We start from the raw sequence: 19,683 nt of genomic DNA on the forward strand, positions 1-19,683 counted from the left end.
CCGGACAAGGCAGACTGTCCTGGGCGAAACCAGCGGTAGGAGCAGGGGGAGCGATGGACCGTGAGAACGGGCCGCGAGTTCCGGTTCAGCGGGCTCCGAGGCCGGACCGGACGGCCCCGGCAAGCGAGGACGCGGTCACGGGCACGGCTTCCGGCATGAGCGCGGGACCTGAGGACGCACGCAGGGGCCCGGCCGCGAGAGCGGGCGCCGACGCCGGTACGGGCACGGGTTCGACCGCCGCCACGGACACGGGCACGGGCCCCGCCACGGGCCCCGCCACGGGCTCGGCCACGGGCTCGGCCGCCGTCACGGGACCCACCACCGGCTCCACCAGCTCCCCCGCCGCGGTCTCCCCCGGCGTACTCCGCTTCGGCGTGCTCGGGCCCGTCCGCGCCTGGCGCGACGGCGAACCCGTGCCCACCGGCTCCCCGCAGCAGCGGGCCCTGCTGGCCGCGCTGCTGCTGCGCGGCGGCCGCACCGCCACCGCGCACGAGCTGATCGACGCGCTCTGGGGCGAGGAACCGCCCTCCCAGGCGCTCGCCGCGGTCCGTACGTACGCCTCCCGGCTCCGCAAGGCCCTCGACCCGAAGGTGCTGGTCAGCGAGTCCGGCGGGTACGCCCTCCGGACCCCTGCCGACGCGCTCGACGTGACCGCCGCCCAGGAGCTGGCCGCGGAGGCCGAGAAGCTCCGCGCGGCCGGGGACCGGACGGCCGCCCGGGCGCGGCTCGCCGAGGCGCTCGACCTGTGGGACGGCGAGGTGCTGGCCTCCGTACCCGGCCCGTACGCCGAGACGCAGCGGACCCGCCTGGAGGAATGGCGGCTCACCCTCCTCGAGACCCGCCTGGACATCGACCTGGAGGTCGGCGCGCACGCGGAGGCCGTCTCCGAACTGACCGCGCTCACCGCCGCGCACCCCCTGCGGGAGCGCCTGCGCGAACTCCTGATGCTCGCGCTCTACCGCAGCGGACGGCAGGCGGAAGCCCTCGCCGTGTACGCGGACACCCGCCGGCTCCTCGCCGACGAACTGGGCGTCGACCCGACCCCGGAACTCTCCCGGCTCCAGCAGCGCATCCTCCAGGCCGACGCCGAACTCGCCCGCCCGGTCGAGGAACCGGCCCCGGCCGCGGCGCCCGTGGCCCGCCCGGCCCAGCTCCCGGCGACCGTGCCGGACTTCACGGGCCGCGCCGCGTTCGTACGGGAACTGGGCGCCCGGCTCGCCACCGCCGAAGGCCACGTCATGGCGGTCTCGGCGCTCGCGGGCATCGGCGGCGTCGGCAAGACGACGCTCGCCGTGCACGTCGCGCACGAGGCGCGGCCGCACTTCCCGGACGGCCAGCTGTACGTGGACCTCCAGGGCGCCGGCTCCCGCGCCGCCGCGCCGGAGACGGTCCTCGGCTCGTTCCTGCGGGCCTTGGGAACCCCTGACTCGGCCATCCCGGACTCGCTCGACGACCGGGCGGCGCTGTACCGCTCGACGCTCGACGGCCGCCGGGTCCTGGTGTTGCTGGACAACGCCCGTGACGCGGCCCAGATCCGGCCCCTGCTGCCCGGTACGGCGGGCTGCGCGGCGCTCGTCACCAGCCGCATCCGGATGGTCGACCTGGCGGGCGCGCACCTGGTGGACCTGGACGTGATGTCCCCGGAGGAGGCGCTCCAGCTGTTCACGAGGATCGTGGGCGAGGAGCGGGTGCGGTCGGAGCGCGAGGCGGCCCTGGACGTGGTCGCGGCCTGCGGCTTCCTCCCGCTGGCGATCCGCATCGCGGCGTCCCGGCTGGCGGCCCGGCGTACGTGGACGGTCTCGGTCCTGGCGGCGAAGCTGGCGGACGAGCGCCGCCGCCTGGACGAGCTCCAGGCGGGCGACCTGGCGGTCAAGGCCACCTTCGAACTCGGCTACGGTCAGCTGGAACCGGCCCAGGCGAGGGCGTTCCGTCTCCTGGGCCTGGCGGACGGCCCGGACATCTCCCTCGCGGCAGCGGCGGCGGTCCTGGACCTCCCCCTCTGGGACACGGAGGACCTCCTGGAGGCCCTCGTCGACACGTCCCTGGTGGAATCGGCGGCGCCCGGCCGCTACCGCTACCACGACCTGGTCCGCCTCTACGCGCGTGCGTGCGCGGACCGCGACGAACAGCCCCCGTCGGAGAAGGACGCGGCGCTGTCCCGCCTCCTGGACTTCTACCTCTCCACGGCGGCCCGGGTCTACGCGATCGAGCGCCCGGGCGACCGCCTGGTGGACCACCTGGAACCCACGGCGTACGAGGGCCTGACCTTCACGGACCGCCACGAGGCCCAGGACTGGCTCTACGCGGAGGCGAACTGCCTCCTGGCGACGGTCCGCCAGTCGGCGGCGTCCCCCGGGACCCTGCGGCGGGGCGTGGACCTGCTGTGGGCGTCGTTGGACCTCGGGGAGTCCGGGGCGAACTCCAAGGAGTTCGAGGCGACGGGTGTCGTCGTACGCGATGCCGCCCGCACCCACGCGGATCCCAAGGCCGAAGGCCGTGCGCTCATGGTTCTCGCGGGTGTCCACCACACGGCCGGCCGCTTCGAGGAGGCGGACCGTGATGCCGAACTCGCCCTGCCCCACGCGGACCGGGCCGACGATCCGGTGCCGGCCTGCTGGTCCGCCAACGCCCGGGGCATCATCGCGCTCTACCAGAACCGGTTCGCGGAGGGCGAGCAGTACCTCACCGAGGCGATCGAACGGTTCCGCGGCATCGGGGACGAGCCGGGGGAGGCCAGTGCCCTCTGCAACCTGTCACGCATCCATCTGGCCACGGGCCGCACGTCGAGCGCGATAGCTCTCGCCCGGCAGGGCACGGAGATCTACGACTCGATGGGACACGCGCTGCGGGGCGCGAACGGGCGGTACGCCCTCGGTCTCGCCCTCACCCAGGACAGCCGGCTCACCGCGGCGAGCGAACAACTCGGCGAGGCGCTTGCCGTCTTCGCCGACAGCAGGCAGCGGCTGTGGGAGGGCATGACCCTCTTCCGGCTGTCCGAGGTGGACATCGCCGCCCGTCGGCACGCCCAGGCGGCGTCGAACGCCGAGATGGCCCTCACGGTGCTCCGGGGCATCGGCGGAGAGTGGCGACGCGGCAACGTCCTCACCGTCCTGGGCCGGGCTCTCTTCGGCATCGGCCAGAGCGGCCGTGCGCGGGTCTGCTGGCAGGAGGCACTCGGCATCTTCGACGAACTCGGGGCCCCGGAGGCCGACGCGGTCCGTGCGCTCCTGACCCCTGCGACCGCCGCCTAGGCCCCTGCGGCCAGTGCGTTCATCGTTCGTTTATCGCCACCCGGCATGCTTCTCTGCATGACGATCCGCCGCGTCGGGGGGCAGACGGGTCGCCGATGAGGGCCACAGCCCCTGAGTACTAGGGTGATCGGCCCCGGAGATTCGCCCGGCTGTCCACGGGGGAACGGCTGGGCGAATCTCCTCACATCTCGGACATCACAAGCAGGAGTTGACGAGCATGACCGACCCGATCAAGCAGGACCCGATCATCAAGCCCATGGACATGCACGCCACCTCGGAGCCGGCGCTCGACGCGATCACCGACAAGATCACGGGCGGCCACGACGAGGCCATCACCACCAAGGACATGCACGCCACCTCCGAGCCGGCGCTCGACGCGATCACCGGCAAGATCACGGGCGGCCACGACGAGACCGCCGTCAAGCCGGCCTAGCAGACCACTCCCGACGGGGAACGGCCGCGGCGGCGACTTCGGGGGAGCTGCCGGGGCCGAACAGGGAGGTCCGGTCGACGGGGGAGCACACGGGCTCGGGGGACCCCCGGGCGGAACCAGGGGGGATCCGTCCGGGCAGGGCCCGTGCGCAACGCGATCGGACCGCCGCACAAGGAGGGGCCGGGCATCTGCCCGGCCCCTCCGCCGTGTTGACGCCGGGCGTCCGCGGCAAGCGTTCCCGGGCCGGCACCGCACGTGCAGGGCCGCCCCTCACGCGCCGTCCGTGCACCCCTCCCCGAGCGGGGCCACCACGCCGTGGGCCACATGGGTCGCCCTGGCCGAGGGTGAGCGTGCCGGGGACCTGGCCCTTGAGGGGCTGGAGGACGCGGAGGCGGACGCGCTGGATGCCGCCGGGGCCGCCGTCGGTGTCGGGGTCGTAGCCGACGGCCTCCTCGACGGTGGCGTAGGCGAGGTGGCTCATCGCCGCCGGTATGTACTCGTCCGTGGGGAAGGTCGGGCAGGCAGAGGGCGTGCACAGGCGACGTGCGGGCCGTGAAGGCCTCCGTCGCGGCCCACGCGGTGGTGCCGAGGACGAGGGCCCCGGCGAGGAGACCGGCGAGGCGCTTCCGTTCCACGGTCACTTCCAGGGTTTCCGGGTCTCGGACTCGCCGCGTACGCACGGCGCCGGGTCGGCGGCGGCCGCCGCGCCGTGCGGGCCGAGCAGGAGGTCCGACGCCGGGACCACGACCGCCGTGAGGGAACCGGCTGCCTTCATGGGGTGCTCCTCGCGCGACCCGGGGCCGGGTCTCGGAGCGTATCCGCAGGTCCCGAGCCCGAAGTGGTGGATACGCCCCGCGTCATCCGGACGGGCGAGCGCCCACCGGGCGCCCCCGCGCGCCGCGTCCTCGATCGTCAGGGTGCCGCGGCGGGCAGGGGTGCGGGAGGTCGAGGGGGTCGTGGTCCTCGTGCGTCAGCGGGCGTAGGAGCCCAGGCCGATCAGGCAGTAGACGTACTCGCTGATCGTCGTGCCGTTCATCGTGTAGCGGTGCGAGAAGGCGTACTCCGTCCTGGGGTTGGTGTTGCACCGGTTCATGTCGGACGTGAAGGGGAAGGTCTGGATGACCTTGTAGTGGGCGTCGGACGCCGAGCAGGACACCTCCTCGACGCCGCTGACGCTCTGCGCCGTCTCCGAGTTCGGGAGGGTGCCGTTGAGGCAGGTGCCGTTCTCGTACGGGTCGGGCTCGTCCTCGGTGGGGGTGGCGCTGGGGAAGGGGTCGTACGAGAAGGTCGGCACCGGGCCGGGGCCGGCGCTGCCGGGGTCCTCGTCCTCGTCGTGGTTCAGGAGGTACGAGCCGCCGACGAGCGCGCCGATGACGAGGAGCATGACCAGGCAGCCGAGGCCGCCGGACTTCTTGGGGGCCTGTGGGGCCCCGGCGACCGTGATGCGCAGGTAGACCGTGCCGTCGCCGAGCCGGGCCGCGACGAGTTCGCCGTGGCGGCAGGGGCGGACGGTGATGTGGGCGGGTCCGGACGGCAGCTGGACGGTGAGGATCACGCCCTGGGCGGCCTGCTGCGGGGTGAGGGTAAGGGGAATCTCTTGCGTCGGCACCGGCTGCTCCTGGAGGGAGGGGAGGGGTACGCGAAGGGCTGTCCGTATGACGTGTCCATGGAGGGGGTTGGTTGCGGTCTCCTCCCCGGCCTCGCCCTCAGCTCCCCGTCCGCGCCCGCAGCTCCCCCTTCACCACCTTCCCGCTCGCGTTCCTCGGGAGTTCCGTCACGAACTCGACCTCCCTCGGGACCTTGTAGTTCGCCATCTCCCGGCGCGACCAGGCGATCAGGTCGTCCGCGGTGACCCTCGCGCCCGCCCGCCGGACCGCGAAGGCCTTGCCGACCTCGCCGAGGCGGGGGTCCGGGACTCCGATGACGGCGACGTCCGCGATGTCGGGGTGCAGGCCGAGGAGCTGCTCGATCTCGGCCGGGTAGGCGTTGAAGCCGCCGACGATGAACATGTCCTTCAGACGGTCGGTGATGCGGAGGTTGCCGGCTTCGTCCAGGACGCCGATGTCTCCCGTGTGGAGCCAGCCGTCCGCGTCGATCGCCGTCGCCGTCGCCTCCTCGTCCTCGAAGTAGCCGCTCATCACGTGGTGGCCCCGGACCAGGACCTCGCCGCCGTCGGAGAGGCGGAGTTCCGTGCCGGGGATCGGGCGGCCCGACGTGGTGGCGATCGTCTCGTCCGGGTCGTCGCGGCGGCACATGGTGACGATCCCGCTCGCCTCGGAGAGGCCGTACGCGGTGAGGACCGTGCTCACGCCCAGCTCGGCGCGGAGGCGTTCGACGAGCCGCAGCGGGACGACGGCCGCGCCCGTCACGACGAGGCGGAGGGTGGAGAGGTCGTGCGCGGGGCGGGCCGGGTGGTCCAGGAGGGACTGGTGGAGGGTCGGCGGGCCGGGGAGGACGGTGACGCGTTCGGCCGCGATGTTGGCGAGGACGGTGTCCACGGTGAAGACGGACTGAGGGACGATCACCGCGCCCCGCATGAGGCAGGCGAGGATGCCGGCCTTGTAGCCGAAGGTGTGGAAGAAGGGGTTGACCACGAGGTAGCGGTCGCCCTCCCGGAGGCCGGCGAGCTCGGACCAGATCGCGAAGCAGCGCAGGGTCTGGGCGTGGCTGATGACGGCGCCCTTGGGGCGGCCGGTGGTGCCGGAGGTGTAGATGATGTCGGAGGGGGATTCGGGGTCGATGCCGTCGGCCCGGGCGCGGACGCGGGCGGCCGGGACGCCGTCGCCCTCCGCGAGGAAGGCCTTCAGGGTCGTCCAGCCCGCGTCGTCGGGGGCGGTGTCGCCGAGGACCACCACCCTTTCCAGGTCGGGGAGTTCGACGCCCGAGCGGCGCAGGGAGGCCACGTACGAGGTGCCGAGGAAGGTGCCGGTGACGAAGAGCAGCCGGGCCCGGGAGCGCTGGAGGACGTAGGCGGCCTCGGTGCCCTTGAAGCGGGTGTTCAGGGGGACGAGGACGGCGCCGGCGGTGACGGCGCCGAGGGCGGAGACGATCCAGTCGAAGGTGTTGGGGGCCCAGATCGCGACCCGGTCCCCTTCCCGTATCCCGGTGGCGAGGCAGGCGGCGGCCGCCCGCTCGACGCGTATCCCGAGTTCGGCGTACGTGACGCGGACGCGGCCGTCGACGACGGCCTCCCGCTCCGCGTACCGCTCGGCCGCCGCCCGGACGAGCCCGGGGATCGTGCCCCACTCCAGGTCGCCGCGCAGGTCCCTGTCCGGGTCCATGTCCACGTCCATACCCCACCTCCCTGTAGCTGACTATCCGTCAGATTAGTTGTAGCCTGACGCGCTGTCAGCAGTGCTGCCCCATGAGGAGGTTCGGTGCTCAAGGACGCCACGGCCATCGCCGGGATAGGACAGACCGCCTTCGCGAAACAGCTCCCCGAGACGGAGAAGACCCTCGCCTGCCGGGCGATCCTCGCCGCGCTCGACGACGCCGGGATCGACCCCTCCGAGGTCGACGCCTTCGCCTCGTACACGATGGAGGAGACCGACGAGGTCGAGGTCGCCAAGTCCATCGGCGCCGGCGACGTCACCTTCTTCTCCAAGGTCGGCTACGGCGGCGGCGGCTCCTGCGCCACCGTCGGCCACCTCGCCGCCGCCGTCGCCACCGGGCAGGCGAGCGTCGGCGTCGCCTGGCGGTCGAGGAAACGGGGATCGGGACCCCGCCCCTGGAAGAACACCGCCGTCCAGCTGCCCACCCCCGGCCAGTGGACCCGGCCCTTCGGGCTGCTCCGCCCCGCCGACGAGATCGGCATGCTCACCCGCCGCTACATGCACGAGTACGGCGCCACCCGCGACCACCTCTTCAACGTCGCCCTGGCCTGCCGCAACCGCGCCAACCAGAATCCCGCCGCGATCATGTACGAGCGGCCGCTGACCCGCGAGATGTACATGACCGCCCGCTGGATCAGCGAACCCCTCTGCCTCTTCGACAACTGCCTGGAGACCGACGGCGCGCTCGCCTGCGTCATCGTCTCCGCCGAACGCGCCCGCGACTGCCGGCAGAAACCCGTGTACGTGCACGCCGCCGCCCAGGGCCTGCCCGCCCAGCACCACGGCATGGTCAACTACTGGAACGACGACCCGCTCTCCGGCCCCGCCTGGACCGCCGCCCGGCACCTGTGGAAGCAGGCCGACTTCGGCCCCCAGGACGTCGACGTCGCCCAGATCTACGACGCCTTCACCCCGCTCGTCCCGCTCTCCCTGGAGGGCTACGGCTTCTGCGGACGCGGCGAGGGCGGCGCCTTCACCGAGGGCGGGGCCCTGGAGATCGGCGGCCGGCTGCCGCTCAACACCGGCGGCGGCGGGCTCTCCGAGGCGTACGTGCACGGCTTCAACCTCATCAACGAGGGCGTGAAGCAGCTCCGCGGCACCTCCACCGCCCAGGTCCCCGACGCGGCCACCTGCCTGGTCACGGCGGGCGAGGGCGTCCCCACTTCGGCCGTTCTCCTGAGGAGCTGACCCAGATGCTGACACCGGTGATCGACGAGGACGGCGCTCCCTTCTGGGAGTACGCCGCCCGGGGCGAACTGCGGATCCAGGCCTGCGCCTCCTGCGGCGAGCTCCGCTTCCCGCCCCGCCCCTGCTGCCCGCACTGCCGCTCCTTCGACAGCGAGTGGCGTCTCATGTCCGGACGCGGCCGGATCTGGTCGTACGTCCTCCCCCACCCGCCGCTCCTGCCCGAGTACGCCGCCCAGGCCCCGTACAACGCGGTGCTCGTCGAACTCGCCGAGGCCCCCCGCATCCGCCTCGTCGGCAACGTCGTCGCCGCCCCCGACGCCCCCCTGAACTCGGTCGACCCGGCCCGGCTCCGGATCGGCGCCGCGGTACGGGTCGCCTTCACCGAGATCGACGGCATCACCGTCCCGCGCTGGCTCCTGGAGCGGTCGTGAGCATCGGGGACGAGCGCGACGGCGCCCGCGGCGGGCGCGACCACATCCGCGTCGAGCGCGACAAGGAGACCGGGGTCGCCGTCGTCACCCTCGACCGGGCCGCGAAGCACAACGCGATCACCCTGGACATGGCCCGTGACCTCGCCGCCGTCTGGCGGGGGTTCCGGTACGAGGACGAGGTCCGGGCGATCGTCGTCACCGGGGCCGGCGGCCGGGCCTTCTGCACCGGCATCGACCGCTCCGTGGACGTGCCGCAGCCCTCCTCCCCGTACACGATCGACGACCCCCTCCTCGCCATCGGACCCAAGGCGAACGACCTGTGGAAACCGGTCATCGCCGCCGTCGAGGGCATGGCCTGCGGCGGGGCCTTCTACCTGCTCGGCGAGGCGGAGTTCCTGATCGCGGGCGAGAGCGCCACCTTCTTCGACCCGCACACCACCTACGGGATGGTCTCCGCCTTCGAGACCGTCCACATGGCGCAGAAGATGCCGTTCGGGGAAGTCGCCCGGATGGCCCTCATGGGCACCGCCGAACGGGTCTCCGCCCGACGTGCGTACGAGACGGGTCTGGTCAGCGAGGTGACGGAGCCGGGCGGGGCGCTGGAGGCCGCACGCGAGGCAGCCGCCGTCATCGCCTCGTACCCGACCGAGGCCGTCCAGGGCACGGTCCGGGCGCTGTGGTCGACCAAGGAGGCCTCCCGCCTCCAGGCCCTGGCGCACGCCCCGCACCTGGTGACGCTCGGGAACCTGCCGCCGGAACGGCAGGCGGAGCTGTTCACCCGAAGGAAGGGCGCCCACCGGCTTCGATAGCAGTTGCGAACGTCTGTTTTAATGGATCTTCGTTTAACGAGACGCCGTCAACAGCGGTGGGACAGCCCCGCGTTCACAGCACGATCGGGCCACGCCCGACCGCTGTGGCATGCAACGGGGAGCTGTCATGGGACGACACATCATCAAGGCCGGACTCGCGGCCGGAGCCGCACTCATGCTGGCCGGCTGCGGCGGCGGGAGCGACCCGGTGACGGGCGCGGGCGCCGGCGGCGGCAGCGAGGCCGGGCAGGGCGACGGTGACGGCGGCGCGTCGAGGACCGCGGCGCTCGCGCAGCCGGGCAGCCTCGCGGTCGCCTTCTGCCAGACCGTCGAGGACGGCACCGGAGGCCGGTCCTACCAGGTCATCCTGCGCTCCTTCGCCGCGAAGGACGGCGCCTTCGTCGGCGAGCGCGCCACCGCCATGCCGCCCGACGCCGAGCCGATCACCGGCTGCGACGACGACGGGCCCAGCTACCGCGTCTCCACGGCCTTCGACAAGGACCTCACGCTGGTCGCCGGGCTCGTCAACGGGGACCGCGCCGCCGCCTTCGACCTCGCCACCGGCCGCGAGGTCGGCGCGCCCGACCCCGACTCCTTCACGAAGCGCCTGGACAACGGCGGTGTCGCCTTCCACCCGGTGACCGGCCGCCTCTGGTACGACAACGGGCGCATCGACGACGAGGCCACCGGCGCCCTCGCCTCGCGGGACCCCAAGGGCGGCCTGAAGACCGAGGAGAACACCCCCTTCGAGAAGATCCCCGATCTTCTGAAGCAGGACGGCCCCACGGCGGAGACGGTGCTCGCGACGGACGACATCCACGCGGTGGCGGTCCCCGCCGGCGGCATCGTGGCGACGTCCAGCACGAACGGCGGCGTCCGCCTGAGCGGGGTCAGCCCCAAGGGTCAGAACGGTATCGGCGCAGGGGTCTACCTGACCGACATCGCGACAGCGGGCCTCGACGACGAAAACCCGACCTTCTGCGAGCCGGCCTTCTGGCGGAACGCCACCACCCTGGTCTGCGACTTCAAGCAGCTGACGTTCTCCGCCGACTACAAGAAGCTCCTGAAGACCGAGGACCTCGTCCCGGAGAACGACCGGATCAGCGGCCAGCCGGTCCTCTCCCCGGACGGCAAGAGCTTCGCGTTCCTCTCCAGGGGCGAGGACCGCCGTGAGGGCCTCTTCCGCGGGGACTTCTCCGGCGGCGCGCCGGTGAAGATCACCAACGTGGACCCCCCGGTCGCCGACGAGGACAACCTCCGCACGACGCTGATCCGCTGGAACTGAACCCCGCCGCGGCTACTTCTTCCGTACGTCGTACACCCAGCAGTTCTTCACCCGGTCGACGGCCTTCGGGGTCTTCATCGCGACCTCGAAGGTCTTGTCCTCGTAGCTCCCGACCGTGACGACCGTCGTGACCGAGTCGACCGCGGAACCCGTGACGCCCTTGAACTCCAGGGTCACCTCGTACGTGCCCTCCAGCGCGTCGTGCGAGGTGATCCTCAGGGTCGACGTGGTGTCCGCCTTCCGGGCGGGCCTGCCCTTGCGCTTCTTCTGCGCGGGCTTCACGCAGTCGACGACCACGACCTCGACCTTCGCCGACGTGGGGGAAGGGCTGGCCGTGGCCGTGGAGCCGCCCGAGTTGATGTAGTCGTCGTTGCCCTGCTCGTCGCTGGAGCAGCCGCCGCCCGAGTCGTCGTCGTCCGAGCCCGAGTGGTGCCGGCTCTTGCTCTTGCCGCTCTTGCTCTTCCCGCTGCCGCCGCTGCTGCCGTGGCCGCCCTTGCCGGTGTGGAAACCGGTCAGCGCGAGGACCACCACCGTGAGCGTCGCCGCGAGCTTCAGTCGCGTCCGTACCATCGCCGCTCCCCGTCCTGTCTGTCGTGTCCGCGCCACCCTAAGGGGTGCCGCCGCGCCACATGGCGGGCCCCCCTCACCCGGCGTAGCGTCGGGAGCGAGAGCCGGACCGCCGAGGAGGCCGCATCGATGATCCGCAACATCGCCGGCTCCGTCCTGGCTCTCGCCGGAGCGACGGCCGCCGTCTGGAGCCCCTTCCGTGCCTGGTACGACGGCCGTCACGGGCGTGACTACGCCATCGGGGACCTGTTCACCGGCATCACCGACGCCAAGGCCGAAGTCCTGGGCTCGATCCTGCTGCCCTTCGCCTTCGCCGCCCTCGTCACCGTCGTCGGCGTACTCCTCCGCTCCCGGCTGCTCGTCGCCCTCGCCGGGCTCGTCGCCCTCGGCTTCACGATCCTGTGGATGGTGCGGGTCGGCCAGGCGGAGGGCGGTCTGACGGTCGACGCCGACGGTACGGGGCTGGGCGACGGGGTCGCGAACGCCTTCGGCGGCGGGGTCCTGCTGCTCCTCGGCGCGCTCGTCATGTCGGGCCGGAGCCACGCCCGGGTGGGCCGGAGCCACCGGCCCACGCATCCGCCCCACGCCGGCCCGCCGGCGGCACCGGACCTCACGGGCACCGACCAGACCCTGCCGGACCGGGCCCCCACGGACCGAACCTTCACGGACCGCACGGGCACCGACCAGACCCTCACGGACCGGCCGCCCCCGGAGCCGCCCCCGAAGGACGGCCCCGGTGACGACAGGGGACCTGGCGCCTAGACCCTCGGCGCCGCCGCGCCCCTGCCCGTCGCCGTGCCCTTGACCGCGTCGAGCGCGTACACGCAGCGGTCCTTGCTGCACGCGTACACGACCCCGCCCTTCGCCACCGGCGAGCCGGTGATCTCGCCGCCGGTCGCGAGCTTCCAGCGGAGCTGACCGCCGGTCGCGTCCAGGGTGTACAGGACGTGGTCGGCCGAGCCGAAGTGCACCCGGCCGTCGGCGACGACCGGCGAGCCGACCAGCTCGCCGCCCGCCGCGAACCGCCACCGGGGGGTGCCGGTGACCGCGTCGAGCGTGTAGAGCGCGCTGCCGCTGCCCACGTGGACGTTGCCGTCGGCGACGAGCACCGGCTCGGTGGACTGGCGCGGCTCGGTCGCGATCCGCCAGCGGTCCTGCCCGGTGGTGGCGTCGAGCGCGTACACCGTGCCGAGGTGGTCCGAGAGGTACACCCCGCCGCCCGTGACGGCGGGTCCCGGCGCGAAGGCGGGCGGGGACAGGAAGACGGCCGGCGCCTCGAAGTGCCAGCGGACGTGCCCGGCGGCGATGTCGATCGACAGGACCCGGGTCCCGGCGGAGACGTACACGCAGCCGTCCTCGGCCGGGGCCACCCGGACCGGCACGTTGGCGCAGGAGGCTGCGTCGCCGATCGGGTACGACCAGCGCTCCACGCCCGTGCGGGCGTCGAGGGCCTGGAGCCGGGCGTCCCGCCACACGTACACGGTGTCGCCGTGCACGGCGGGCCCCGCCTCCGGGGTCTCGAAGTCCGTCTGCGCGCCGGTGAGCTCCCACAGCTTGGCGCCGTTGGAGGCCTCCCAGCCCTGCACGCCGCCGCCGCGCGTGCCGGTGACGACCGTGCCCCGGTCGACCTGGAGCGAGTACACCCAGGCGTCCGTGTGCAGCCGCCAGCGCTCGCTGCCGTCGGTCGCGTCGAGGGCGTACAGCGTGGGTCCGTCGGAGGCGTGGATACGGCCCGAGGCGACGGCCATCGACCAGGCCACGTCCCGGGTCTTGAACTGGCGCCTGCCGCTGCCGGTGTCCAGGGCGTGCACCTCGAAGGAGGTCACGTACAGCAGGTCGCCGTCGACGACCGGGGTGCCCCAGACGTCGTTGGACATCCGGAAGCGCCAGGGCCGCCAGTGGCCGGGCTCCGGCGCCGCCGGGTCGGCACCCTGCGCGGGCACGGACACCGGACGGGAGCCGGGCTGCGGGGCCTGCTCGGCGCCGTGCGGGCCGCCGCCGGGCGGACGGATCCAGCCGGTCGCGGGACCCGCGTCGGCGCCCCGGCCGACGGCGAGCGCCGCCCGGGTGTCGGCGACCCGGGGGCCCGGTCCGATCGGCACGGTCGCACCGCCGAGGCGCACGGGACCGCCCGCGCTCTCGGCGGGACCGGCGTGCCGGCCGCCGACGGGCGCGTGCTCCGGCGCGCGCTCCGGGAAGCGCGGGTCGGGGCGGGGGCCGGGCGGGTCCGCCGGCGGCCGCGGCGGGGCGGCCGGGCCGGGCAGCTGGCGGCCGCCGCCGCGGCGCCGCTCGATCATGGCGGTGGCGCTCTCCGGCAGCCAGGCGGAGGCCGTGCCGCTGTCGTCGCTGCCGGGGCCGAAGAGGTGCGGGGCGAGCTGCGCCTGGAGGTCGGCCGGGGTGGGCCGGCGGGTGACGTCCATCTGCATGCAGGACTCGATGAGGGGCCGCAGCTCCTCGGGCAGGCCCTCCAGGTCGGGGCCCTCGCGGAGCAGCATGAAGACGGTCTCGACCGGGTTGGCGCCGTGGAAGGGCGCGTGGCCGGTGGCGGCGAAGACCAGCATCGAGCCCAGCGAGAAGACGTCACTGGCGCCGGTGACGCTGCGCGAGTCGCGGGCCTGCTCGGGCGACATGTAGGCGGGGGTGCCGACGGCGACGTTGGTCATGGTCAGGCGCGTGTTGGAGACGCCCGACGCGATGCCGAAGTCGATCACCCGGGGGCCGTCCTCGACGACGAGGACGTTGGAGGGCTTGAGGTCGCGGTGGACCAGGCCCGCGCCGTGGATGGACTGCAGGGCCTCGGCGACACCGGCCGCGAGCCAGCGGACGGCCTGGGCCGGGAGCGGCCCGCACTCGTTCACTATCTCTTCGAGCGAGGGCGCCGGCACGTAGGCGGTGGCCAGCCAGGGCACGGCCGCGCGCGGGTCGGCGTCGACGACGGCGGCCGTGTAGAAGCCGGAGACCGCCCGGGCGGCCTCCACCTCCCGGGTGAAGCGGACCCGGAACAGCTGGTCCTCCGCGAGCTCCGTGCGCACGGTCTTGATCGCCACGCGCCGGCCCGAGGCCGAGCGCGCGAGATAGACCAGGCCCATTCCGCCCGCGCCGAGCCGGCCCAGCACCTCGAAGGGCCCGATACGTCTCGGGTCGTGCTGCGTCAGCTGTTCCACTTGCCTGCCACCTCCCCGTACGGGCCATGAGGGTACGGCCCCGTGGACCCTGATTCTTCCTGTCCGAGGGCCTGGTTGCGAACCCGGGGGCGGATCGGGGTGTCACAGGTCATAAGCACCGGGCAGCACAGGGGCGGACGGATCAGTCCGTAGCGGCCGGTTTCGGTTACAGCTCCGGCTCCGGCTTCGGTTTCGGCTTCGGTTACAGCTCCGGCTTCGGCTCCGGCTTCGGTTACAGCTCCGGCTCCGGCTTCGGTTCCTGCCTCGGCTCCTGCCTCGGCTCCTGCCTCGGTTCCTGCTTCGGCTCCGCGAGGACGGCGAAACGGGCGCCCTGGTTGTCGTGGAGGACGGCGATGCGGCCGTGCGGGGTGTCGAAGGCCGGGGTGGCGATCCGGCCGCCGAGCCGGACGGTGGTCTCGCAGGCCTCGTCGCAGTCGGCGACGGCGAAGTAGACGAGGACGTGGCCGGGCATCTCGGCGGGGAAGTCGTCGGTGATGACGGCCCGCCCGCCGAAGGCGCTGTCGTCGCCGGTCCGGGAGCCGGGGGGCGACCAGACGCGGTAGTCGAAGCCGGCCTCCCGCCCCTCCTCCCCGGCGTCGGCCTGGCGGCCGAGGTAGCCGAAGACGGTGGCGTAGAAGGTGTCGACGTCCTCCGGCCGGCGGGTGTAGATCTCCATCCAGCAGAAGGCGCCCGGTTCGTTCGTGACCTCGAAGCCGTCGTCGTCGCCCTCCTGGCGGAGTCCGAAGACCGCGCCGCCGGGGTCGGCGGCGAGCGCGTAGACGCCGAAGGGGCCGACCGGGTAGGGCTCCATGACCATCTGCCCGCCGGCGGCCTTGATCCGGGCGGCGAGGGTGCCGGCGTTGTCGGTGGCCAGGTAGAGGGTCCAGGTGGTGGGCATGCGTCCGTCGCGCTTGGGGACGAGTCCTGCGGCCCGGCGCCCGTCGAGGAGGGCCTCGTCGCGGTCGGGGTCGAAGGTCCAGCCGAAGAGCTCGCCGTAGAAGCGCTTGCCCGCTTCCAGGTCGGGAAGCTGTGCGTCCACCCAGCACGGGGTGCCCTCAATGCGTACGGCCATGTCAACACGCTAGGACGGCGGGGGCGGCCCCGCACGCCCCGATATGCGAACAAAAAGACGATTTATCGGGTCGGATCCCTTGCGGTGCCTGAGTTGTCCACCGAAGTTGTCCACAGGCTGTTCATAAGCCTATTCGGGTACGGGACTCCCGTACCCGACTCCGAGGTGGCTGGAACCCGCCCCTCCGCTCCGACGCGGACACGCGTGCCGACCTCGCAGAACGGGGTGCACCCCATTTGCACTCGGCCGAATCGCGCGCCGATCCCCCCTCGGTAAGCTGACGGCATGACAGGACAAGTACGCACCGTCGACGGCCGCGTGGCCGGACGACGCGGCCAGGCGACGCGGCAGAAGCTGCTCGACTGCCTCGGTGAGATGCTCAGCTCCTCGCCCTACCGGGACGTCAAGGTCATCGATGTGGCCCGGAAGGCGGGTACTTCACCCGCGACGTTCTATCAGTACTTCCCGGACGTCGAGGGAGCGGTCCTCGAGATCGCGGAGGAAATGGCCAAGGAGGGCGCCGCGTTGACCGAGCTGGTCTCCGGCCGCTCCTGGGTCGGCAAGGCCGGCTGGCAGACCTCGGAGGAACTCGTCGAGGGCTTCCTGGACTTCTGGCGGAAACACGACGCGATCCTGCGGGTCGTGGACCTCGGCGCCGCCGAGGGCGACAAGCGGTTCTACAAGATCCGCATGAAGATCCTGAACTCGGTCACCAACTCCCTCACGGACGCGGTGAAGGAGCTCCAGGCCAAGGGCAAGGTCGACAAGGACGTCAGCCCCGCCGCGATGGCCGGCTCCCTGGTGGCGATGCTGGCCTCGGTCGCCGGCCACCAGAAGGGCTTCCAGACCTGGGGCGTGAAGCAGGCCGAACTCAAGCCGAACCTCGCCCTGTTGGTACACCTCGGCATCACCGGCAAGAAGCCGACCAGATAGCACCGTCCGGAGAGTCGAGACTCCTTCACCCGTCCTGTCGCCGACGCCGGCGGCGGCCCGCTCCCCCGGACACGGAGCGGGACCGCCGTCGGCGTCGCCGTGTCCGGGCACGACGGCCGTCTCCGCGCCGCGTCCGGCACGACGGCCGTCTCCGCGCCGCGTCCGGCACGACGGCCGCTTCCGCGCCGTGTCCGGGCACGACGGCCGTCTCCGTGTCATCTCCGGGTCAGGACGTATCCGGCCCGTCTCCGGGTCAGGACGGCCTCCGCGTCATCTCCGCGTGAGCCGGAAGAGCCGGATCTCGCGCTCGATCCGCGCCTGGTACGTGGCGTACGGCGGCCAGAACTCCAGCGCCGCCCGCCAGGCCGCCGCCCGCTCCTCGCCCGCGAGCAGCTCCGCCCGTACGGGTACGTCCTCGCCCCGCCAGTTGACCTCCACGTCCGGATGGGCGAGCAGGTTCGCCGTCCAGGCCGGGTGGCCCGGCCGGCCGAAGTTGGAGCCGATGAGCAGCCAGCGGCTGTCCCCCTCCGGCATGCAGGCCAGCGGGGTCACCCGCGGCTGCCCGCTCCTCGCTCCCCGGGCGGTGAGGATCACCCCGGGCAGCATCTGCGCGCTGAGCAGCACCTTTCCCCTGGTCAGCCGGTGCACGGCCCGGTCCATGGCCGGGATGACGTGCGGGGCGACCTTGGCGAAGGTCCGGGTCGAGGACATCTTCTGCACGAGCCTTCGTCCGGCGGGCATCTACGCCGCCTCCTCTCCGAAGAGTCCGGTCCGCTCCGCGGCCCGCGCGCGCAGCCGCCGGGCGGGCCCGAAGAGCAGCTCGTCGGAGACGGCCCGCTTGAAGCAGAGGTCGTCCCGGGTGTCGCCGCCGTGGAGCTGGAGGCACTCGCCGGCGGTGGCGCGCAGCGCCTCCAGGGCGTGGGCGAGGGCGAGCGGCCCGCCGTCGGGTTCGCGGGTCGCGCAGTACGTCAGGGAGCGGGCCGCCCCGACCTGGACGGAGAGGTCGGCGAGGCGGTGCCGGGAGCCTTCGCGGGAGCCGAGGCGCCCGGCCGCGCGGCCGAGGGCGGCCGCGGCGGCGCCGACGGCCTCGGCGGCCAGCATGACGGCGGCGGTACGGCCGGTGGCGGCGAGGGCGCCGAGGACGTCGGCCGGTTCCTCGCCGAGGAGTTCGGCCCCGGTGTCCCGGAACTGGACGGTCGCCAGGGGCCGGGTGGGGTCGAGGGCGGGCTGCCGGGTCCGTACGAGGCCGGGAGCGTCCGCGGGGACGAGGAAGAGGAGCGTACGGCTGCGGGCGAAGCCGCCGGCGTGGGCGGCGACGAGGAGCAGTCCGGCGCTGTGTCCGTCGATGACCTGGGCGGCCTCGCCGTAGAGCCGCCAGCCGCCGTCCGCCGCGCGGGCGGCCTGGATGCCGCCGGCCCGGCCGCCGCCCGACCAGTCCCCGTCGGTGTTGTCTCCGGTGAGGCCGAGGGCGAGCGCGAGGCCGGCGGGGACGGCGAGGGCGCAGGTGAGGCCGCCGTCGGCGAGGCGCGGGAGGAGTGCGGCGCGCTGGGCGGGGGCGCCGAGGGCGGCGAGCAGCGGGGCGGCGAGGACGGTGGTGGCGAGGAGCGGGGAGGGCGCGAGGGCGCGGCCGGTCTCCTCGCAGGCGGGGGCGAGTGCGGCGGGGCCGCGGCCGGCGCCTCCGTACTCCTCGGGGAGGGTGAGGCCGGCGAGGCCGAGGGTGCCGGAGAGGTGGGCCCAGAGTGCGGTGTCGTACCCCTCGGGGGTGGCGGCGGCCCGGCTCCCGTCCGGCCCGGCCCGCTCGGCGAGCAGCTCGCGCAGGGCGTGCCGGATCACGGGCGGTGGCGGTTCCGCCGATGGGTCTGCGGGCGGTTCCACCTTCGGGGCGTTGAGCGCAGCGGCATCGGCGTCCATGGAGCTCCCTCCGTATCTGACGGTGCGTCATGCTAGGGCGGTGCGGGGCCGGTTGCCCAGAGAGGCGCCGGTCCCGATTCAGAGAATCTGATGTACCGTCAGATTCATGCCCACCACCACACGCAGCTCCCGCCGCGTCGCCGTCGTCGGCGTCTCCCTCTCCGACTGCGGCCGGGTCGACGAGGCCACCCCCTACGCCCTGCACGCCCAGGCCGCCCGGCGGGCCCTCGCGGACAGCGGCCTCGACCGCTCCCTGATCGACGGCCTGGCGTCGGCGGGCCTCGGCACGCTCGCCCCCGTCGAGGTCGCCGAGTATCTGGGCCTGCGCCCCCGCTGGGTGGACTCGACCGCCGTCGGCGGCGCCACCTGGGAGGTCATGGCCGCGCACGCCGCCGACGCGATCGCCGCCGGCCACGCGAACGCGGTCCTGCTGGTGTACGGCTCCACGGCCCGCGCCGACATCCGGGCGCGGCGCCGCACCGCGAACCTCTCCTTCGGCGCGCGCGGCCCGCTCCAGTTCGAGGTCCCGTACGGGCACACCCTGATCGCCAAGTACGCGATGGCCGCCCGCCGTCACATGCACGAGTACGGCACGACCCTGGAGCAGCTCGCGGAGGTGGCCGTGCAGGCACGGGCGAACGCGGCGCTCAACCCGGAGGCGATGTTCCGCGAGCCGATCACCGTCGACGACGTCCTGGACGGCCCGATGATCGCGGACCCGTTCACCAAGCTGCACTGCTGCATCCGCAGCGACGGCGGCTGCGCGGTGCTGCTGGTGGCCGAGGAGTACGTCGAGGACTGCCGCAAGGCCCCGGTCTGGGTGCTCGGCACGGGCGAGCACGTCTCGCACACCACGATGTCCGAGTGGGAGGACTTCACGGTCTCCCCGGCGGCCGTCAGCGGCCGGCTGGCCTTCGAACGGGCGGGCGTCCGGCCCGCCGACGTCGACCTCGCCGAGATCTACGACGCCTTCACCTACATGACCCTGGTGACCCTGGAGGACCTGGGCTTCTGTGCGAAGGGCGAGGGCGGGGCGTTCGTCCAGGAGAAGGACCGGCTGCCGGTGAACACGGACGGCGGCGGGCTCTCGGCCTGCCACCCGGGGATGCGGGGGCTGTTCCTGCTGGTGGAGGCGGTGCGGCAGCTGCGCGGGGAGGCGCCGGGACTCCAGGTGCGCCGGCCGGACGGCTCCCTGCCGGAGCTGGCGGTGGCCTCGGGGACGGGGGGCTGGTTCTGCTCCTCGGGAACGGTGGTGCTCGGCCGCGGCTGACCCCCGCCAAAGAATCTATACAAGCGTCATAGACAGC

The 19,683-nt window shown here is 73.4% G+C and carries 17 protein-coding genes; 9 read left to right on the forward strand and 8 right to left on the reverse strand.

The annotated features are described in order from the left end of the window. Positions 1 to 155: 155 nt before the first annotated feature. Complete coding sequence (locus ACN9M0_RS15160; protein ID WP_426403759.1) at positions 156 to 3,251, forward strand: AfsR/SARP family transcriptional regulator; 3,096 nt, start codon at positions 156 to 158, stop codon at positions 3,249 to 3,251. Positions 3,252 to 3,468: 217 nt separating this feature from the next. Next, entirely contained in the window at positions 3,469 to 3,684 is a 216-nt protein-coding gene (locus tag ACN9M0_RS15165; protein WP_426403760.1) for a hypothetical protein, read from the forward strand. 637 nt (positions 3,685 to 4,321) lie between these two features. Here ACN9M0_RS15165 and ACN9M0_RS15170 read toward each other — a convergent pair. From ACN9M0_RS15170 to ACN9M0_RS15180, 3 genes are all read right to left on the reverse strand, one after another. Then, a complete protein-coding gene (locus tag ACN9M0_RS15170) occupies positions 4,322 to 4,459 on the reverse strand; it encodes a hypothetical protein (protein ID WP_366038412.1) in 138 nt (45 codons plus the stop codon). Between the two features lie 195 nt (positions 4,460 to 4,654). Continuing rightward, positions 4,655 to 5,293: an LppU/SCO3897 family protein gene (locus ACN9M0_RS15175; protein WP_399698526.1), complete on the reverse strand. Its 639-nt coding sequence runs from the start codon at positions 5,291 to 5,293 to the stop codon at positions 4,655 to 4,657. A 97-nt stretch (positions 5,294 to 5,390) separates the two neighbouring features. Next, complete coding sequence (locus ACN9M0_RS15180) at positions 5,391 to 6,977, reverse strand: FadD3 family acyl-CoA ligase (RefSeq protein WP_426403761.1); 1,587 nt, start codon at positions 6,975 to 6,977, stop codon at positions 5,391 to 5,393. An 84-nt stretch (positions 6,978 to 7,061) separates the two neighbouring features. On the opposite strand from ACN9M0_RS15180, the gene ACN9M0_RS15185 reads away from it, so the two are divergent. The 4 genes from ACN9M0_RS15185 (at position 7,062) to ACN9M0_RS15200 (ending at position 10,729) form a co-directional block, all read left to right on the forward strand. Further along, positions 7,062 to 8,204 (forward strand): lipid-transfer protein, encoded by a 1,143-nt coding sequence (locus ACN9M0_RS15185; protein WP_426403762.1) that lies wholly within the window; start codon positions 7,062 to 7,064, stop codon positions 8,202 to 8,204. A gap of 5 nt (positions 8,205 to 8,209) precedes the next feature. Next, complete coding sequence (locus ACN9M0_RS15190; RefSeq protein WP_399698524.1) at positions 8,210 to 8,635, forward strand: Zn-ribbon domain-containing OB-fold protein; 426 nt, start codon at positions 8,210 to 8,212, stop codon at positions 8,633 to 8,635. Positions 8,636 to 8,679: 44 nt separating this feature from the next. Next, entirely contained in the window at positions 8,680 to 9,444 is a 765-nt protein-coding gene (locus ACN9M0_RS15195) for an enoyl-CoA hydratase/isomerase family protein (RefSeq protein ID WP_366038454.1), read from the forward strand. Positions 9,445 to 9,571: 127 nt separating this feature from the next. Then, positions 9,572 to 10,729 carry a hypothetical protein gene (locus tag ACN9M0_RS15200; RefSeq protein WP_426403763.1) on the forward strand — a complete coding sequence of 386 codons (1,158 nt, stop codon included), beginning with the start codon at positions 9,572 to 9,574 and terminating at the stop codon, positions 10,727 to 10,729. A gap of 12 nt (positions 10,730 to 10,741) precedes the next feature. On the opposite strand, the gene ACN9M0_RS15205 is transcribed toward ACN9M0_RS15200, so the two are convergent. Beyond that, the gene (locus ACN9M0_RS15205) at positions 10,742 to 11,299 is read right to left on the reverse strand and encodes a hypothetical protein (RefSeq protein WP_366038406.1); all 558 of its coding nucleotides are present in this window, start codon (positions 11,297 to 11,299) and stop codon (positions 10,742 to 10,744) included. 126 nt (positions 11,300 to 11,425) lie between these two features. On the opposite strand from ACN9M0_RS15205, the gene ACN9M0_RS15210 reads away from it, so the two are divergent. Further along, positions 11,426 to 12,058: a hypothetical protein gene (locus ACN9M0_RS15210; RefSeq protein ID WP_426403764.1), complete on the forward strand. Its 633-nt coding sequence runs from the start codon at positions 11,426 to 11,428 to the stop codon at positions 12,056 to 12,058. Here ACN9M0_RS15210 and ACN9M0_RS15215 read toward each other — a convergent pair. Together ACN9M0_RS15215 and ACN9M0_RS15220 are read right to left on the reverse strand one after the other, a co-directional pair. Further along, the gene (locus ACN9M0_RS15215; RefSeq protein ID WP_399698519.1) at positions 12,055 to 14,460 is read right to left on the reverse strand and encodes a PQQ-binding-like beta-propeller repeat protein; all 2,406 of its coding nucleotides are present in this window, start codon (positions 14,458 to 14,460) and stop codon (positions 12,055 to 12,057) included. The two genes, ACN9M0_RS15210 and ACN9M0_RS15215, sit on opposite strands and share 4 nt — an antisense overlap. A gap of 232 nt (positions 14,461 to 14,692) precedes the next feature. Then, entirely contained in the window at positions 14,693 to 15,532 is an 840-nt protein-coding gene (locus tag ACN9M0_RS15220; protein WP_366038403.1) for a VOC family protein, read from the reverse strand. A 285-nt stretch (positions 15,533 to 15,817) separates the two neighbouring features. On the opposite strand from ACN9M0_RS15220, the gene ACN9M0_RS15225 reads away from it, so the two are divergent. After that, the gene (locus tag ACN9M0_RS15225) at positions 15,818 to 16,465 is read left to right on the forward strand and encodes a TetR family transcriptional regulator (protein ID WP_041129739.1); all 648 of its coding nucleotides are present in this window, start codon (positions 15,818 to 15,820) and stop codon (positions 16,463 to 16,465) included. A 270-nt stretch (positions 16,466 to 16,735) separates the two neighbouring features. Here ACN9M0_RS15225 and ACN9M0_RS15230 read toward each other — a convergent pair whose 3' ends face one another. Both ACN9M0_RS15230 and ACN9M0_RS15235 read right to left on the reverse strand, forming a co-directional pair. Further along, on the reverse strand, positions 16,736 to 17,206 hold the full coding sequence (locus tag ACN9M0_RS15230; RefSeq protein WP_426403765.1) for a nitroreductase family deazaflavin-dependent oxidoreductase: 471 nt from the start codon (positions 17,204 to 17,206) through the stop codon (positions 16,736 to 16,738). Continuing rightward, positions 17,207 to 18,376: an acyl-CoA dehydrogenase family protein gene (locus ACN9M0_RS15235; protein ID WP_426403766.1), complete on the reverse strand. Its 1,170-nt coding sequence runs from the start codon at positions 18,374 to 18,376 to the stop codon at positions 17,207 to 17,209. Positions 18,377 to 18,482: 106 nt separating this feature from the next. Here ACN9M0_RS15235 and ACN9M0_RS15240 point away from each other — a divergent pair, with 106 nt between their 5' ends. Continuing rightward, the gene (locus tag ACN9M0_RS15240; protein ID WP_426403767.1) at positions 18,483 to 19,646 is read left to right on the forward strand and encodes a thiolase C-terminal domain-containing protein; all 1,164 of its coding nucleotides are present in this window, start codon (positions 18,483 to 18,485) and stop codon (positions 19,644 to 19,646) included. The last annotated feature ends 37 nt before the right edge of the window (positions 19,647 to 19,683 follow it).

Source organism: Streptomyces sp. R-07, from assembly GCF_049913175.1.
Lineage (GTDB): Bacteria > Actinomycetota > Actinomycetes > Streptomycetales > Streptomycetaceae > Streptomyces.